At 60.6% G+C, this 16971-nt stretch carries 15 protein-coding genes and 1 tRNA gene; 9 read left to right on the forward strand and 7 right to left on the reverse strand.

What is annotated here, in order from left to right:
* Positions 1-120 precede the first annotated feature (120 nt).
* From murI to hemA, 5 genes are read right to left on the reverse strand one after another with little or no spacing between them, the layout of a single operon-like run.
* Positions 121-912, reverse strand: coding sequence for a glutamate racemase (gene murI / locus KW838_RS07625; RefSeq protein ID WP_218500810.1), 792 nt, complete (start codon positions 910-912; stop codon positions 121-123).
* The gene (locus KW838_RS07630; protein WP_102701523.1) at positions 905-1660 is read right to left on the reverse strand and encodes a molybdopterin-synthase adenylyltransferase MoeB; all 756 of its coding nucleotides are present in this window, start codon (positions 1658-1660) and stop codon (positions 905-907) included. Before KW838_RS07630 ends, murI begins: the two co-directional genes overlap by 8 nt.
* Positions 1654-2484, reverse strand: a complete 831-nt coding sequence (gene prmC, locus KW838_RS07635) for a peptide chain release factor N(5)-glutamine methyltransferase (RefSeq protein WP_218500811.1) — start codon at positions 2482-2484, stop codon at positions 1654-1656. The genes KW838_RS07630 and prmC overlap by 7 nt, the downstream gene beginning before the upstream one ends.
* On the reverse strand, positions 2485-3567 hold the full coding sequence (gene prfA, locus KW838_RS07640) for a peptide chain release factor 1 (RefSeq protein WP_007981853.1): 1083 nt from the start codon (positions 3565-3567) through the stop codon (positions 2485-2487). It abuts the gene before it with no gap.
* Positions 3564-4853: a glutamyl-tRNA reductase gene (gene hemA / locus KW838_RS07645; RefSeq protein ID WP_007973881.1), complete on the reverse strand. Its 1290-nt coding sequence runs from the start codon at positions 4851-4853 to the stop codon at positions 3564-3566. Before hemA ends, prfA begins: the two co-directional genes overlap by 4 nt.
* A gap of 309 nt (positions 4854-5162) precedes the next feature.
* On the opposite strand from hemA, the gene KW838_RS07650 reads away from it, so the two are divergent.
* The 8 genes from KW838_RS07650 to ychF all read left to right on the forward strand — a co-directional run bounded on the left by KW838_RS07650 (position 5163) and on the right by ychF (position 12080).
* Positions 5163-6887, forward strand: a complete 1725-nt coding sequence (locus KW838_RS07650; RefSeq protein WP_218500812.1) for a tetratricopeptide repeat protein — start codon at positions 5163-5165, stop codon at positions 6885-6887.
* Positions 6888-6891: 4 nt separating this feature from the next.
* A complete protein-coding gene (lolB, locus tag KW838_RS07655; RefSeq protein ID WP_218500813.1) occupies positions 6892-7509 on the forward strand; it encodes a lipoprotein insertase outer membrane protein LolB in 618 nt (205 codons plus the stop codon).
* A 1-nt stretch (position 7510) separates the two neighbouring features.
* Entirely contained in the window at positions 7511-8362 is an 852-nt protein-coding gene (gene ispE, locus KW838_RS07660) for a 4-(cytidine 5'-diphospho)-2-C-methyl-D-erythritol kinase (RefSeq protein WP_102673422.1), read from the forward strand.
* Positions 8363-8398: 36 nt separating this feature from the next.
* A tRNA-Gln gene (locus KW838_RS07665) sits at positions 8399-8473 on the forward strand.
* A gap of 46 nt (positions 8474-8519) precedes the next feature.
* Positions 8520-9461: a ribose-phosphate pyrophosphokinase gene (locus KW838_RS07670; RefSeq protein ID WP_003171603.1), complete on the forward strand. Its 942-nt coding sequence runs from the start codon at positions 8520-8522 to the stop codon at positions 9459-9461.
* A 142-nt stretch (positions 9462-9603) separates the two neighbouring features.
* On the forward strand, positions 9604-10203 hold the full coding sequence (locus KW838_RS07675) for a 50S ribosomal protein L25/general stress protein Ctc (protein ID WP_007973891.1): 600 nt from the start codon (positions 9604-9606) through the stop codon (positions 10201-10203).
* Positions 10204-10372: 169 nt separating this feature from the next.
* On the forward strand, positions 10373-10957 hold the full coding sequence (gene pth, locus KW838_RS07680) for an aminoacyl-tRNA hydrolase (protein WP_007973893.1): 585 nt from the start codon (positions 10373-10375) through the stop codon (positions 10955-10957).
* 22 nt (positions 10958-10979) lie between these two features.
* Positions 10980-12080 (forward strand): redox-regulated ATPase YchF, encoded by a 1101-nt coding sequence (gene ychF, locus KW838_RS07685; RefSeq protein ID WP_095965583.1) that lies wholly within the window; start codon positions 10980-10982, stop codon positions 12078-12080.
* A 171-nt stretch (positions 12081-12251) separates the two neighbouring features.
* Here the strand turns inward: ychF and KW838_RS07690 are convergent, their stop codons facing one another.
* A complete protein-coding gene (locus KW838_RS07690; RefSeq protein WP_218500814.1) occupies positions 12252-13469 on the reverse strand; it encodes an MFS transporter in 1218 nt (405 codons plus the stop codon).
* Positions 13470-14325: 856 nt separating this feature from the next.
* Here KW838_RS07690 and KW838_RS07695 point away from each other — a divergent pair.
* Positions 14326-15861 carry a methyl-accepting chemotaxis protein gene (locus KW838_RS07695; protein WP_371317822.1) on the forward strand — a complete coding sequence of 512 codons (1536 nt, stop codon included), beginning with the start codon at positions 14326-14328 and terminating at the stop codon, positions 15859-15861.
* Between the two features lie 15 nt (positions 15862-15876).
* Here the strand turns inward: KW838_RS07695 and KW838_RS07700 are convergent, their stop codons facing one another.
* Positions 15877-16782 (reverse strand): LysR substrate-binding domain-containing protein, encoded by a 906-nt coding sequence (locus KW838_RS07700; protein ID WP_102701517.1) that lies wholly within the window; start codon positions 16780-16782, stop codon positions 15877-15879.
* Positions 16783-16971: the final 189 nt, after the last annotated feature.

A 16971-nucleotide genomic window follows, 5' to 3' on the forward strand; every position in this document is an offset into this window, starting at 1 on the left:
AACTTCCTTTTCCGAACGATTTCGTATGATTTTTTTGTTGCCTGGCCCAGCAAAACTATAGAAGTCAGCGATTTATCAGAAGTTCACCCCGATTTCTTCGTACTCCCCCCAGACAGCCTTCTACCGGTTGAAGCTTCGCACAACGCCAGAGGTATTCCACAGTATCGGCAAGATATTTCTGAAATGAAGCGGATCGGCGCTGGTCCAGAACTGCGCTTCACGGGCAGGCCCGGCGGCGAGCAGCTCGCGTTCGGCCAAAAGCCGCTGGAGTTGCCGCGCGACGGCGGCACCGGTATCGATCAGGCTGATGTCCGCGGGGATCATCTGCCGGAGCATCGGCTTGAGAAAGGGGTAATGGGTGCAGCCGAGAATCAGGGTGTCCGCGCCAGCCGCCAGCAGTGGCTCGACATAACCGGCCAACAGCTGACGCAGCTCGGCGCTATGCAGGTCGCCGTTTTCAATCAGCTCCACCAGCCCCGGACAGGGCTGGGTGATCACTTTCACGTCCGTGGCGAAGCGGTCGAGCAACGCGGCGAACTTGGCGCTCTGCAAGGTGCCGGTGGTGGCCAGCACCCCGACCACGCCGGAGCGGGTTGCGGCGGCGGCCGGCTTGACGGCCGGCTCCATGCCGACGATGGGCCATTCGGGATAGTCGCGACGCAAGTCGGCGACGCCGGCCACCGTTGCCGTGTTGCAGGCCAGCACCAGGGCCTTGGCGCCCTGTTGCTGAAAGAAATCGGCCATCACACTGCAACGCTGCTGGATAAATGCCGGGGTTTTCTCGCCATAGGGCACATTGCCGCAATCGGCGACGTACATCAGCGTCTCGTTGGGCAGCAAGCGCTGGATCTCGGCCAGCACCGAGAGCCCACCGACACCGGAGTCGAACACGCCAATCGGCGCTTCACGCATGTTTCGACCCACAGACGCTACAGCCCGGATCACGCTTGACCCGCAATTCGCGAAAACGCGTGCCCAAGGCATCGATCAGCAACAGGCGCCCCACCAGTGGCTCGCCGAATCCGGCCAGCAACTTCAGCGCTTCAAGCGCTTGCAGGCTGCCGACCAGTCCCACCAGTGGACCGACCACGCCAGCCTCGCTGCAGGTCAGTTCGGCTTCGCTGCCGTGCCCGTACAAACAGTGGTAGCACGGACTCTCTGGCCGACGCGGATCGAACACCGACAGTTGGCCTTCGAGGCGAATCGCCGCACCGCTGACCAGCGGCTTGCCGGCGGCCACGCACGCGGCATTGACCGCTTCACGGGTGGAAAAATTGTCCGAGCAATCGAGGACCAGATCCACCCCGGCCACCACGGCGGCCAGGGAGTCTTCGTCCAGCGCCGCGCGATGGGCAATCAACCGGATCTCGGGATTGATCGCCGTCAGGCGCTTGATCGCTGAATCGACCTTGCCCATGCCGATGCTGTCGGTGTCATGAATGATCTGGCGTTGCAGGTTGGTCAGGTCGACCGTGTCGAAGTCCGCCAGGTGCATCTCGCCAATGCCGGCGGCCGCCAGATACAGCGCCACTGGCGCGCCAAGGCCGCCGAGTCCGACGATCAATACGCGGCTGTCCTTGAGCCGCAACTGGCCGTCGATATCGATGTGTTGCAGCAGAATCTGCCGACTGTAACGCAGCAACTCCTGATCATTCAGCACGGCAGGCACCCCAGACTGATGCGTTGATGACCGCCCAGGTCGGTGCGGCTGTGGACTTCTTCAAAACCGCGGGTCAGCAGCAGGTCGCGGACCGCCTCGGCCTGATCGTAACCGTGTTCGAGCATCAGCCAGCCGCCTGCGTCGAGATGATCCGGCGCCTGGGCGACGATCAGACGCAGATCGTCGAGCCCGTCGACACCGGCCACCAGGGCACTGGCCGGCTCAAAGCGCACATCGCCCTCGACCAGATGCGGATCGGTCGCTGCAATGTAGGGCGGATTGCTGATGATCAGCTGAAAACGCTGACCTTCCAGGGCACTGAACCAATGGCTGCTCAGCACCTTGGCGTTGTTCAGGTGCAGACGCTGGCGATTGCGTTCGGCCAGGGCGACGGCTTCCAGCACGCGATCCACGGCCGTGACGCTCCAGGCCGGACGCTCGCTGGCCAACGCCAGGGCAATCGCGCCGCTGCCGGTACCGAGGTCGAGCACCTTGGCCGGTGTGGCCGGCAACAATTCCAGCGCAGCCTCCACCAGCAGTTCGGTGTCCGGGCGCGGGATCAGCGTGTGCGGTGCCACTTCCAGGTCCAGCTTCCAGAAACCTTGCTGGCCTAGGATATAGGCCACCGGCTCACCGCTGCGGCGGCGCTGCAAATACTCGGCGAACGTCAGCGCCGCTTCGCTCGGCACGATACGTTCCGGCCAGGTGTGCAGGAAACTGCGGGACTTGCCCAACGCCGCCGCCAGCAGCAATTCGGCATCCAGACGCGCCGTCGGCGAGTCGGGCAGATCGGCGGCACGCAACAAACTGGCGATGATCGTCATTTACTCACCTATCGCCGCCAGTTGATCGGCCTGATACTCGGCCAGCAACGGCTCGATTACCGCCTCGACGCCGCCGGCGAGGATCTCGTCGAGGGAATACAAGGTCAGGTTGACCCGGTGGTCGGTGACCCGACCCTGGGCAAAATTGTAGGTGCGGATGCGCTCTGAGCGATCACCGGAACCCACCAGCAGCTTGCGTTCGCTGGCGATGGCGTTGGCCGCGGCGGAGGTCTGCTGATCATTCAGCTTGGCCGACAACCAGGACATCGCCCGGGCGCGGTTCTTGTGCTGCGAACGCTCTTCCTGGCACTCGACCACGATGCCGGACGGCAAGTGCGTAATGCGGATCGCCGAATCGGTCTTGTTGACGTGCTGGCCACCGGCGCCGGAGGAGCGATAGGTATCGATGCGCAGGTCGGCCGGGTTGATCTCGATGGCTTCCTGTTCGTCCGGCTCGGGCAATACCGCCACGGTGCAGGCCGACGTGTGGATGCGGCCTTGGGATTCGGTCGCCGGAACCCGCTGCACGCGGTGCGCACCGGATTCGAACTTGAGCTTGCCGTAGACGTTGTCGCCCTCGACCCGGGCAATCACCTCTTTATAGCCGCCGTGTTCACCCTCGTTTTCCGAGAGAATTTCCACCCGCCAGCCACGACGCTCGGCGTAACGCGAATACATGCGGAACAGATCGCCGGAGAAAATCGCCGCCTCGTCGCCGCCGGTGCCGGCACGGATTTCGAGGAACACGTTGCGCCCGTCGTTCGGATCCTTGGGCAGCAGCATGCGTTGCAGGTCGGCTTCGAGCGTGACCAGGCGCTCCTTGGCCTCGCGGACTTCTTCCACGGCCATTTCACGCATGTCCGGGTCGCTGTCCTTGAGCAGAGCCTGGGCGCCCTCGAGGTCATCCTGCACTTTCAGCAGTTCTTTATAGGCGCCCACTATCGGTTCAACTTCCGCGTACTCCTTGGAATAGGTACGGAATTTGTTCTGATCGGAAATGACCTCGCCGTCGCCCAACAGGGCGGTCAATTCCTCGAAACGGTCCTGGAGAATATCCAGCTTATTGAGCAGTGACGCTTTCATTGCGGTTTTTTATCCGAAAAGCTATCCGATGAGCCCTCACCGAGGGCAAAGAGTTCCTGGGCCATCGCCAGCGCGTCCAGGCGACCTTCGGCAGAGAGCTTTTTCAACTGCACGCTCGGTGCGTGCAAGAGTTTGTTGGTCAGCCCGCGAGCCAGTTGCACCAGCACCTCTTCGGCGCTGCTGCCGTTGGCCAGCATGCGCTGGGCCTTTTGCAATTCTTCGTCGCGCAGGCGTTCGCTCTGTTGACGATAGGCCTTGAGCACGTCCACCGCCGCCAATTCACGCAGACGGACCATGAAATCTTCGGCGCCGACCGAGACCATCTCTTCGGCGGCCTGGGCAGCGCCCTGGCGGCTCTTGAGGTTCTCGGCGACCACTTCGTGAAGATCGTCGACGCTATAGAGGTAAACGTCGTCCAACTCGCCGACTTCGGGTTCGATATCGCGGGGAACGGCGATATCCACCATGAAAATAGGTTTGTGCTTGCGCAGTTTCAAGGCACTTTCCACTGCGCCCTTGCCCAGGATCGGCAACTGGCTGGCGGTGGAACTGATGACGATATCGCTGCGCACCAGCTCTGCCGGAATATCCGACAGTAACACCGCATGTGCGCCGAACTGCTCGGCCAGGATGCTCGCGCGCTCCAGGGTACGGTTGGCGACCACGATGCGCTTTACCCCAAGATCATGCAGATGGCGGGCGACCAGGGTGATGGTCTCGCCGGCGCCGATCAACAACGCCTGGCTGCGTTGCAGGTCACTGAAAATCTGCTTGGCCAGGCTCACCGCGGCAAATGCCACCGACACCGGGTTCTCGCCGATGGCCGTGTCGGTGCGCACCTGCTTGGCCGCGTTGAACGTGGCCTGGAACAGCCGACCGAGCAACGGCCCGATGGTGCCCGCCTCGCGAGCCACGGCATAGGCCGACTTCATCTGGCCGAGAATCTGCGGCTCGCCCAACACCAGCGAGTCGAGCCCGGAGGCCACACGCATCATGTGACGAACTGCCGCATCATCTTCATGCACATAGGCGCTTTCGCGCAGCTCGTCGTAGCTCAAATGATGATATTCGGCCAGCCAGCGCAGCACGACGTCCGCCGACAGGTGATCCTGTTCTATATAGAGTTCACTGCGATTGCAGGTGGAGAGGATCGCAGCTTCGCGGCTGTCGGTGAGTCGGCAGAGCTGCTGCAAGGCCTCAACCAGCTGCTCAGGGGTAAAAGCCACGCGCTCGCGGACGTCTACTGAAGCAGTCTTGTGGTTAATACCGAGTGCAAGGAAGGCCATTCAAAGTCGCTGATGGTGACGTGAAGCCGGCAATTGTCCTACTTCGACGGAGTCAGAACAACTACTCGATATCTATCGCGCCGATGGGACGCCCCGGCTTGCGAGCCATTCTCGTTCCCGACCTGTAGGAGCTGCCGCAGGCTGCGATCTTTTGACTTTGTTTTTCAAGATCAAAAGATCGCAGCCTGCGGCAGCGCCTACAGGGGCATCGCGCAAGTCCGGGGATTGGGTAAATTGGCGGGCCGGTTATGTTTGGCCTAAAGCTTGTGTCATGATGATCCGACCGCAGGTTAGTCGTCCTCTTCCTATATGAATAGATCTTCCGCGTTGCTCCTCGCTTTTGTCTTCCTCAGCGGCTGCCAGGCCTTGGCACCCGTTTCGTCGGACGGTACGCCGCCGGTTGAAGACAGCACCCCGGCCCCTGAAAAGCCGAAGGTCTACAGCTCCTTCAGCGAGGAAACCGTCTTCAGCCTGTTGAGCGCCGAACTGGCTGGCCAGCGCAATCGTTTCGACATTGCCTTGGACAACTATGTGACCCAGGCCATCAACACCCAGGATCCGGGCATCTCGGAGCGGGCATTTCGTATCGCCGAATACCTGGGCGCCGACCAGGCTGCCCTGGACACCGCGCTGATCTGGGCGAAAAACGCCCCCGACGACCTCGAAGCGCAACGCGCCGCTGCCGTGCAACTGGCCCGCGCCGGGCGTTATGACGACTCCATGGTCTATATGGAGAAAGTCCTGCAAGGCAAGGGCGACACTCATTTCGACTTCCTGGCGCTGTCGGCGGCCGACACCGACCAGGACACGCGCAACGGCCTGATGAAAAGCTTCGACCGCTTGCTGCAGCGCCATCCGAACAACAGCCAGCTGATTTTCGGCAAGGCACTGCTGATGCAACAGGATGGCGACACCAAAGGCGCACTGAAACTGCTGGAAGACAATCCGCCGGACGACGGCGAAATTGCCCCGATCCTGCTGCGCGCACGCCTGCTGCAAACCCTCGATCGCGGTGACGAGGCCTTGCCGCTGCTGCAGAAAAGCATCAAAAAATACCCGGACGACAAGCGCCTGCGCCTGACTTATGCGCGGATGCTGGTTGAACAGGACCGCATGGACGACGCCAAGGCCGAGTTCTCGAGCCTGGTCCAGCAATACCCGGAAGACGACGATCTGCGATATTCCCTGGCACTGGTCTGCCTGGAAGCCAAGGCCTGGAATGAGGCCAAGGGTTATCTTGAAGACCTGATCGCCCGGGACAGCCACGTCGACTCGGCGCACCTGAACCTCGGCCGCATAGCCGAAGAACAAAACGACCCGCAAGGCGCATTGATCGAGTACGCCAAGGTGGGCCCGGGCAACGATTTCCTGCCGGCGCAATTGCGTCAGGCCGACATCCTGATAGACAACGGCAGGACCGCCGAAGCGCAAAGAAAGCTGGCGGCAGAGCGCGACGAGCAGCCGGATTACGCGATCCAGCTGTACCTCATCGAAGCCGAAACCCTGTCCGCCAACAATCAGGGCGACAAGGCCTGGAGCGTTCTGCATCAAGCCCTGGAGCAATACCCGGACGATTTGAACCTGCTCTACACCCGTGCCATGCAGGCGGAAAAACGCAATGACCTGGCGCAGATGGAAAAAGACCTGCGCACGATCATCAAGCGCGACCCGGACAATGCCATGGCGTTGAACGCCCTCGGCTACACCTTGTCCGACCGCACCACACGCTACGCCGAAGCCAAGGCCCTGATCGAGCAGGCACACCAGATCAGTCCGGAAGATCCGGCGGTACTCGACAGCCTTGGCTGGGTGAATTATCGCCTGGGCAATCTCGACGAAGCCGAGCGCCTGCTGCGCCAGGCCCTGGAACGCTTCCCCGACCAGGAAGTCGCCGCTCACCTGGGCGAAGTCCTGTGGGCCAACGGCAAACAGCGCGAAGCCCGACAAGTCTGGGGCAAATTCCTCAAGGAACAGCCTGACAGCCCGACCCTGCGTGGCACCATCAAACGCCTGACCGGATCAGAGACTCTTTAAGATTATGTTTTTGCGCCACTTCATCGTTTTCAGCTTTATCGCCCTGATCGCCGGTTGCGCAGGCCTTGGTCCCCGCGAATCGGTCGAGGGACATGGCAACGCCGCCCAATGGCGCGAGCACAAACAGCAACTGACCGGCCTCGATGGCTGGCAGATCGACGGCAAGATCGGCATCCGTGCGCCGAAAGACTCGGGCAGCGGCACGCTGTTCTGGTTGCAGCGCCAGGATTACTACGACATTCGCCTGTCCGGACCACTGGGCCGCGGTGCGGCTCGCCTGACCGGACGTCCGGGCAAGGTGTCGCTGGAAGTCGCCAACCAGGGACGCTACGACGCGCCGAACCCGGAAGTGCTGCTCGAAGAGCAGCTGGGCTGGAAGCTGCCGGTGTCCAATCTGGCCTGGTGGGTACGCGGGCTCCCGGCTCCGGACAGCAAAAGTCGCCTGACCCTGGATACCGACAGTCGCCTGGCCAACCTCGAACAGGATGGCTGGCAGGTCGAATACACCGACTACACCCAGCAAAACGGCTACTGGCTGCCCGAGCGCATCAAGCTGCATGGCACCGACCTTGACGTCACCCTGGTGATCAAGGCCTGGCAACCACGCAAACTGGGGTCATGACATGCCAGCCAATCGCCTGACTTTGCCGTCCCCGGCCAAACTCAATTTGATGCTGCACATTCTCGGTCGCCGCGAAGACGGCTACCACGAACTGCAAACGATGTTTCAGTTTCTCGATTACGGCGACGAAATCACCTACGCCCTGCGCGATGACGGTGTCATTCAACTGCACACCGAATTCGCCGGCGTACCCCACGACAGCAACCTGATCGTCAAGGCCGCGAAAAAACTCCAGGAGCAATCCGGTTGTTCGCTGGGCGTCGATATCTGGATCGAAAAGATCCTGCCCATGGGCGGCGGCATTGGCGGCGGCAGTTCGAATGCCGCAACGACGTTGCTCGGCCTCAATCACCTGTGGCAATTGGGCTGGGATGAAGATCGCCTGGCTGGCCTGGGATTGACGCTGGGCGCCGACGTCCCGGTTTTCGTTCGTGGTCATGCGGCTTTCGCCGAGGGTGTGGGGGAGAAACTGACCCCTGTCGACCCCGAAGAACCGTGGTATCTGGTGCTGGTGCCGCAAGTCTCTGTAAGTACGGCAGAAATTTTTTCAGATCCGTTGTTGACACGTAACACTCCTCCCATTAAAGTGCGCCCCGTTCCCAAGGGAAACAGTCGAAATGACTGCTTGCCGGTGGTAACAAGGCGTTATCCAGAGGTACGTAACGCTTTGAATTTGTTAGGTAAATTTACCGAAGCAAAACTCACCGGAACTGGAAGTTGTGTGTTTGGGGGCTTCCCAAGCAAAGCTGAAGCTGATAAAGTCTCGGCCCTTCTGACAGAGACCCTTACAGGTTTTGTAGCAAAAGGAAGCAACGTTTCGATGTTGCATCGCAAGCTTCAAAGTCTGCTCTAAAGGAACCGATTACCGGGTAATCGTTGCAACAGATACAGGGGCGTCGCCAAGCGGTAAGGCAGCAGGTTTTGATCCTGCCATGCGTTGGTTCGAATCCAGCCGCCCCTGCCATTTTCCTATACTCATCCAGGTTACCCTCAGCCTTCAGGTACTGCGCGTGTCCAAGATGATGGTCTTTACGGGGAACGCTAACCCCGATCTGGCTCGGCGTGTCGTACGTCAGCTGCATATCCCTCTCGGTGACATCTCTGTCGGTAAATTCTCCGACGGCGAGATTACAGCCGAGATCAATGAAAACGTCCGCGGTAAAGACGTCTTCATTATTCAGCCGACTTGCGCTCCGACCAACGATAACCTGATGGAACTGGTAGTGATGGCTGATGCCTTCCGCCGCTCCTCGGCTACTCGTATCACTGCTGTTATTCCTTACTTTGGTTATGCCCGTCAGGATCGCCGTCCGCGTTCCGCACGTGTGGCTATCAGCGCGAAAGTCGTGGCTGACATGCTTACCGTAGTCGGCATCGACCGTGTTCTCACGGTTGATCTGCATGCTGACCAAATCCAGGGTTTCTTCGATATTCCGGTAGATAACATCTACGGCTCCCCGGTTCTGGTGGATGACATCGAAGATCAGCGCTTCGAAAACCTGATGATCGTGTCCCCGGACATTGGTGGCGTCGTGCGTGCACGTGCCGTTGCCAAATCCCTGGGCGTGGATCTCGGGATCATCGACAAACGCCGTGAGAAAGCCAATCACTCTGAAGTGATGCATATCATCGGTGATGTCGAAGGGCGTACCTGTATTCTGGTCGATGACATGGTCGATACCGCCGGCACCCTGTGCCACGCGGCCAAGGCCCTGAAAGAGCATGGCGCTGCCAAGGTTTTCGCCTACTGCACGCACCCTGTGCTGTCGGGTCGGGCGATCGAAAACATTGAAAATTCCGTGCTGGACGAGCTGGTGGTGACCAACACCATCCCGCTGTCCGCTGCAGCACAAGCCTGTGCGCGTATCCGCCAACTGGATATCGCACCGGTAGTTGCCGAGGCGGTCCGCCGCATCAGCAATGAAGAATCGATCAGCGCGATGTTCCGCTAAGGGCCCTGCCCTTCTCGAAATGTCTCGTTGACGAAAAGCGCCCCGCCCCGGCATTCCTGTCGGGGCGGGGCTTTTTTGCCCATATCGCCTTTAGCGCTGGTCGCAAACGCTGGGGCGAGTGTGGTTATTTTGGAGATACAACATGAACGATTTTACTCTGAATGCTGAAGTGCGTTCCGACCTGGGGAAAGGTGCGAGCCGCCGCCTGCGTCGTCTCGCAAGCCTGGTTCCAGCTGTAGTTTACGGTGGCGACAAAGCCCCTGAATCCATCAGCATGCTGGCCAAAGAAGTTGCCAAACTGCTCGAAAACGAAGCGGCTTACAGCCACATCATCGAGCTGAACGTTGGTGGCACCAAGCAGAACGTCGTGATCAAAGCCCTGCAGCGTCACCCGGCCAAAGGCCACGTGATGCACGCTGACTTCGTACGCGTAGTCGCTGGCCAGAAACTGACCGCCATCGTTCCAGTGCACTTCATCAACGAAGAAGCACCGACCAAGAAAGGCGGCGAAATCTCGCACGTTGTTGCCGAGATCGAAGTTTCCTGCCTGCCGAAAGATCTGCCTGAGTTCATCGAAGTCGACCTGGCTAACGCTGAAATCGGTTCGATCATTCACCTGTCGGACCTCAAGGCGCCTAAAGGCGTTGAGTTCGTGGCCCTGGCACACGGCGATGACAAGGCTGTTGCCAACGTCCACGCTCCACGTGTTGCTCCAGAAGCTGCAGAAGGCGCTGCAGAGTAATTTTACTCTGTACGCCGGAGTGACCGGAAACATCGCGGACTAGAGCATAGCGAGAAAGCGGGCGAGAACGCGGAGTTTACATCATGGTAAATGAGCAATTTTCGTCCACTTTCGCCGCTTTCCCTGATTGCGGCGATGTTATCCACCACTCCAATGAAGGGCCCCTATCGTGACTGCCATCAAACTGATCGTTGGCCTGGGAAATCCAGGCGCTGAATACGAACAGACCCGGCATAACGCAGGGGCCCTTTTTGTTGAGCGCATCGCGAACGCACAAGGTGTGAACCTTGTGGCGGACCGCAAATATTTCGGCCTGACCGGGCGCTATTCGCACCAGGGTCAGGATGTTCGTCTGCTGATTCCCACCACGTACATGAACCGCAGCGGCCAGGCCGTGGCGGCACTCGCCGGTTTCTTCCGCATCAAGCCTGAAGAAATCCTCGTGGCGCACGACGAACTCGACCTGCCTCCGGGCGTTGCCAAGCTCAAAGTAGGCGGCGGCCACGGCGGTCACAACGGGTTGCGCGACATCATTGCGCAACTGGGCAATCAGAATACCTTTCATCGCTTGCGGCTTGGCATTGGCCACCCGGGCGTTGCCAGTATGGTTTCAAATTTCGTCCTGGGTCGTGCGCCACGCGCCGAACAGGAAAAACTCGATGCCAGCATCGACTTTGCCCTCGGCGTGCTGCCGGATATCCTCGCCGGGGAATGGAACCGCGCGATGAAAAACCTGCACAGCCAGAAGGCCTGACTCACTCCTCGGGGAAAACACCATGGGATTCAATTGCGGCATCGTCGGTCTGCCTAACGTCGGCAAGTCCACCCTGTTCAACGCCCTGACCAAATCCGGGATCGCGGCCGAGAACTTCCCCTTCTGCACCATCGAACCGAACAGCGGTATCGTGCCGATGCCGGATCCGCGTCTGGAAGCCCTGGCGGCCATCGTCAATCCAAAGCGCATCCTGCCGACCACCATGGAGTTCGTCGACATCGCGGGCCTGGTTGCCGGCGCGTCGAAAGGTGAAGGCCTGGGCAACAAGTTTTTGGCCAACATCCGTGAAACCGATGCCATCGCCCACGTGGTCCGCTGCTTCGAAGACGAGAACGTGATTCACGTCTCCAACAGCGTCGACCCGAAACGCGACATCGAAATCATCGACCTGGAACTGATCTTCGCCGACCTCGACAGCTGCGAGAAGCAACTGCAGAAAGTCGCGCGCAACGCCAAAGGCGGTGACAAGGACGCAGTAGTCCAGAAAGGCCTGCTGGAGCAACTGATCGCTCACTTCACCGAAGGCAAGCCGGCGCGCAGCCTGATGAAGAACATGGGCACCGATGAAAAAGCGGTGATCAAGGGTTTCCACCTGCTGACCACCAAGCCGGTCATGTACATCGCCAACGTCGCTGAAGACGGTTTCGACAACAACCCGCACCTGGACGTGGTCCGCGCCATCGCCGAAGAAGAAGGCGCCGTGGTTGTACCGGTGTGCAACAAGATCGAAGCGGAAATCGCCGAGCTCGATGACGGCGAAGAGAAAGACATGTTCCTCGAAGCCCTGGGCCTCGAAGAGCCTGGCCTGAACCGCGTGATCCGCGCCGGCTACGAAATGCTGCACCTGCAGACCTACTTCACCGCCGGTGTCGAAGAAGTCCGCGCCTGGACCGTGCGCGTCGGTGCCACCGCACCACAAGCCGCTGGCGTGATCCACACCGACTTCGAGAAAGGCTTCATCCGCGCCGAAGTGATCGCCTACAACGACTTCATCCAGTACAAGGGCGAAGCCGGTACCAAGGAAGCCGGTAAATGGCGCCTGGAAGGCAAGGATTACATCGTCAAGGACGGCGACGTGATGCACTTCCGCTTCAACGTGTAAGCCACACGCCCAAGAAAAAGCCGCGTTTGATACGCGGCTTTTTTTGTGCCTTGTTTTTGCTTTTCTGTGGGAGCGAGCTTGCTCGCGATAGCGGTGTGTCAGCCAACAAAGATACTGACTGACACTCCGTCATCGCGAGCAAGCTCGCTCCCACAGGGGATTTGTGCTGGATCAGGACTTTTTCGTACGCGGCAGGAAGATCGCCAACACCCCGAACAACGGCAGGAACGAACACAGGTAATACACGTATTCGATACCGTGAATATCCGCCAGATGGCCCAGCAACGCCGCGCCAATCCCGCCGAAACCGAACATCAAACCGAAGAACACCCCGGCGATCATCCCGACATTGCCCGGCACCAGTTCCTGAGCGTACACCACGATGGCCGAGAACGCCGAGGCGAGGATGAAGCCGATGACGACACTCAGGATGCTGGTCCAGAACAGGTCGACATGGGGCAGCAACAAGGTGAACGGTGCAACCCCGAGGATCGAGAACCAGATCACTGCCTTACGCCCGATCCTGTCGCCGATCGGCCCGCCAAAGAACGTCCCCGCCGCTACCGCACCAAGGAACAGGAACAGGTGCAACTGCGAACTGGCGACCGACAGGTCGAACTTCTCGATCAGGTAGAAGGTGAAATAGCTGGTGAGGCTGGCCATGTAGAAATACTTGGAGAACACCAGCAACCCGAGCACCACCAGCGCGCTGGTCACTCGGCCCTTGGACAAACCGTGAGTCGCTGCCTGACCTTGCTTGAGCTTGAACAGGTTCAAGTGGTTGGCGTACCAGCGGCTGATCCGGTACAGCACGAACAGCGCAAACACCGCGAACAGGCCGAACCAGGCCACGTTCCCTTGACCGTAGGGAATGATGATCGCTGCCGCCAGCAAGGGGCCAAACGCCGAGCCCGCGTTACCGCCGACCTGGAAGGTCGATTGCGCCAGCCCGAATCGCCCGCCCGAAGCCAGGCGCGCCACGCGGGACGCTTCGGGGTGGAAGGTCGAAGAACCGATGCCAATCAAGCCCGCCGCCAGCAAAATCAGCGGGAAGCTGCCGACCACCGACATCATCAGAATACCGACCAGGGTGCAGACCGTACCCGCCGGCAGCAGCCACGGCTTGGGGTGGCGATCGGTGTAGTAACCGACCCACGGCTGCAACAGCGAGGCCGTCAACTGGAACGTCAGGGTGATCAGGCCGACCTGGGTGAAGCTCAGGCCATAGCTGGCCTTGAGCATCGGGTAGATCGACGGCAGCACCGACTGGATCAGGTCGTTGATCAAATGCGCCAGCGCCACCGCACCGATGATGCGCATCACCAGGGGGCTGCTTTGGGGCGTAGCGGACGCCGGCACTGAGCCGGTCTGGGCGTTGCTGATAGCCATGGGAATTTCCAGACAACAGGAGGTACAAACGGGGCAGATGCGCCAATGTGCCATTTTTCAGTGCAGCAACGCCATCCCCTTAGCCTGCTAACGACCTCGATTTTCATCGCCACAACATTGATGGCGCAACGCCATGGTCTGAATCTTGCCTTCTTTGTCGGCTTGAACGCGGCTTCCTTACAAAGGAGACCGACAATGGGAAGTTTCGCCACAGAGTCAGCCTACAGAGCGGACAAGGGTGAACTTTCGAGGCCTTTTTAGAGGGCACGAGTCGGCGGTGCAACAACCTCCGACGCACGCCAATGGTGCGTGGTGTCCATAGGAGTCTTGGGGCATGCAGGCTTTTTTATCACCGGGGATCGGATTGCTGGGGCGTTTTGGCTTTGCGCGCAAATTCCAGCTGTTGTTTCTGCTGTTTATCCTGCCGCTGGCCGGCAGCCTGTGGATGATCGGCCAGGACTATCGCGACAAACTCAGCCTGATCTCCGGCGAACGTGCCGGGGTGCGGCAACTGCTGGCCCTTGATGCACTCGATGACCTGCTCGCCGCCCAGCGTGATCGCGCCGCCCGCTGGCGCGCCACGGAAACCAATCGCCAGCCGACACCGGCCACACTCGCCGCGATGGCCGCCTTCGATGCGGTCCAACCCGCCGTCAGCCAGGCCACTGCCGAACTGGGCAATGCCCTGCAAAAGGAAGCTGCCGAGAGCGAAACACTGAGCCGTTATCAGGCCCTGCAAACCGCCCTCGATGGCCTCGACTCGAAAAGCCTGAGCAGCGTCGGCTGGTGGCCGGATGGCTACGATCGCTTCACCAACGCCCTGAGCGCCCTGCAGGCCTTGCGCGAGCAGATCGCCATGGACAATCGCCTGACGCTGGCGCCGTGGCTGGAGACCTATCTGCTGACGCAGATCTCCACCCAACACGCACCCGACCTGATCGAACGAGTCGGTCGCCTGGCGGCGGTGGGCCAGGCGTCGGTAGTGTCCGGGCAGTTCACCCTGCAAAGCCGCCTGCAACTGCGCGACCTGCGCAGCCGCATCGGCGATGCACGGGAGCAGTTGGTGAAAACCGCTGGCCTGCTCGAAGCGCGCTTGCCCAGCGCCCTGCAAACCTGGGCCGGGCAATACCACGACAGCCTCAAGCGCCTGGACTCAGGCCTGAAGGTGCTGGATGACGGCGTGTTCGGCGGCAGCATCAATCTCAAGCCGGAGGACTTCGAACGCAGTCTCGACGCCCTGCTCTCTGACCTTGCCTCGTTGCGCCAGCAGTCGCTGGTGTCGCTGGATCAACGCCTGGATTACTACCACGGCTCGGCGATCCGCCAGTTCATTGTGGTGGCCGCCGTGTTCGGCTGCCTGCTGTTGGCTGCGCTGTATCTGTTCATCTGCTTGCAGGCTTCGATCCGCCGCAGCGCCAGCGGCATCACGGTGCTGGCCGAGGCCCTGCGCGATGGCAATCTGAGCCTGCAAGTACCGGTTCAGGGACGGGACGAACTGGCGGTCATCAGCACCGCGCTGAACGTCGCCGTGGTGCAACTGCGCACCAGCCTGCAAGGCGTTGATCACGAAACCCTGCAACTGAGCCACGCGGTGCAAAGCCTCAACCATCACTCCAGTGACGCCCTGGGCGAAGTCGAAGCCCAGCAGTTGCAGATCAGTCAGATTGCCGCGGCAGCGACGCAACTGGCCGCCACCTCACAAGGGGTCGCCCACAGTTGCGAACAGGCGTCCGGCAGCGCCCAGCACACCCGGCGCATTGCCGCCGACAGCAGCCGCGACAGCCAGCGCACCACCGCGAGCATCCAGCAGCTCAATCAACGCCTGAACGAGACAGCGGCCGCCCTGGGCCGAGTCAGCGAGCAAGGACAGCAGATTCAACTGGTGGTAGACACCATTCGCGGCGTCGCCGAGCAGACCAACCTGCTGGCACTCAACGCCGCCATCGAGGCGGCGCGGGCGGGCGAACAAGGGCGTGGCTTTGCGGTGGTGGCCGATGAAGTACGCAGCCTGTCGCAGCGCACCCAATCGTCGACCGCACAGATTGCCGGCACGGTCGACAGCCTGCGTCACACCGTGAACGAGGCCGTCAACCTGATGGAGGCCGCGTGCACTCAGGCAGAGAGCGATGCACAAGCGGTCACCGGCCTTGGCGAACGGCTCGGGGAAATCGCCAGTGCAGTACAGAGTGTCACTGACACCCTGGCGCACATCGCCACGGCGGTGGAAGAGCAGGCCAGTACTGCCGACGAGGTCAGCGGTAATATCCAGCAGGTCGATCAGGCAGCGCTGCGTTTGCTCGAAGGTGCCCGCGCGGTGAACCAGGCAGCGGACACCCTGAGTCAGGGCAGCAAAGCCTTGAGCGACAACACCGGGCGCTTCCGCTTGAGTTGAGTCCGGCAGCCCTGCTCAGGCGCGGATCACCGCTTCCGGGAAGTCCTGCTCCAGCTCGGTCTTGAGCCAGTCGATAAACCACGCCACGTCCGCCGACAGCTCGGCGGACGGCGTGAGTACCCGATAGCTTTCCAGCTTCACTTGCGCGTCCACCACCCGCACCAACTTGCCGGTATTGAGTTCCTCGCGCACCAGCACTTCGTTGGCCAACGCAATGCCCTGCCCGCTCTCGGCCACCGACAGCGCGTGGTCGTTGTTGACGTAGAGCATGTCCGAATTGAGGTGGATGTCGAGTTCGTTGGCGGCGAACCACAGGTTCCACCACTCGCCGTCATCGACGTGGATCAGGTTGTGTTTCACCAGGTCCGCGGGGCTGCCGATGGGCTCGACGCTGGCCAGATACTCGGGGGAGCAGATCGGAAACACCCGAGGACAGATCAGGCTGGTGCGGGAGTGGGCATACTGGCCGTCCACCCCGTAGACGATGCCCAGGTCAGCACTTTTGCCATCCACTTCGGTGAAGGTCGAATTGGGTTCGATGGCGAACTTCAACCCCGGGCGCAGGTGACGCATGGCCTCGATGCGCGGCATCAGCCAGCGCTTGGCGAACCCCGGCACCACCATGATGCGCAGCCAGCGCTCGGCGTGTTTGGGCTGCGCCTCCTTGCCGGCTTCGATGATCAACTGCAAGGCGGCGGTAATCTTGCGGTGGTACTTCTGCCCCGCCGCCGTCAGGTTGACCCCGCGAGAGGTGCGCTCGAACAGTTGGATGCCCAGCCAGTCTTCCAGCAACTTCACATGGCGGCCGATGGCCGGCTGGGTCACGTGCAGGGCTTTCGAGGCTTCGACATAGCTGCCCAAACGGGCCGCGGCATCAAAGGCACGCACCGCGTTGAGGGGTGGCAAACGCTGGTCAGGCATGGTTCTGAACGCCTTCTGCTGTTAAATTTTTTAACAGCCTCTATGTTAAAATTGAAGTTTCGCCCCCGCAACCCCTCGCTGATAATCCAGCCACAGCAGAACAAAAAAACAGCTGGTTACAACACTCGAACGCATCTCGATCCTGCCCAGAAAAATAATATCCATGGTCCGACGGCCCGGCTGACTACA

The sequence above is a fragment of the Pseudomonas sp. PDM27 genome (genome assembly GCF_019219205.1).
Taxonomy (GTDB): domain Bacteria; phylum Pseudomonadota; class Gammaproteobacteria; order Pseudomonadales; family Pseudomonadaceae; genus Aquipseudomonas; species Aquipseudomonas laurylsulfatiphila.